This is a genomic window from Cellulosilyticum ruminicola JCM 14822, from assembly GCF_001311925.1.
GTDB lineage: Bacteria > Bacillota > Clostridia > Lachnospirales > Cellulosilyticaceae > Cellulosilyticum > Cellulosilyticum ruminicola.
The window spans coordinates 1-604 of record NZ_BBCG01000187.1 but is presented as its reverse complement, the minus strand read 5'-3'; the positions used below and the strand labels follow the sequence as shown (position 1 = coordinate 604).

Annotated in this window: 1 protein-coding gene; it reads left to right on the top strand. The window is 30.8% G+C overall.

What is annotated here, in order from left to right; genetic code table 11:
• A partial coding sequence (locus tag JCM14822_RS18825) for an IS4 family transposase (RefSeq protein WP_456297758.1) occupies positions 1–604 on the top strand: 604 nt, incomplete at both ends.

Genomic DNA, 604 nt, shown 5'->3' with positions numbered 1-604 from the left:
TATAGCTATTAAACTGATTCAAAATGCAATAAAACAAGGTATTTTTGCTCAATACGTATTAATGGACACTTGGTTTACTAATGAACCTATGATCAAAAATATATTGAATGAATGTCTTGACGTTATAGGAATGGTAAAGCAACTCAAACAAAAATATCTTTATAAAGATCATGAATGTACACTAAAAGAATTAAGAACACTCCTTCCCAAAAACGTAAAAGGTGATATTTTAGGAGATGTTGTTGTACAAACAAAAGCAGGGATTCCTGTAAAGCTAGTATTTGTAAAAAACAGAAATAACAAGCGTGAATGGCTAGCTATTCTTAGTACAGACTTATCCTTAGATTCACAAGAGATTGTAAGAATTTATGGGAATCGTTGGAGTATTGCAGTCTTCTTTAAGTCGATTAAATCATTCATGAAGTTAGGTACTGAATTTCAAGGTAGAAGCTATGATATGATGATTAGCCATACTACCATTGTTTACTGTAGATATATTTTATTAGAATGGCTTAAAAGACAAGAGAACGCTCCTAAGACTTTTGGAGAATTGTTCTTAATGTATTGTGATGATATTCAAGATATAGAATTATCCATAGCCCTT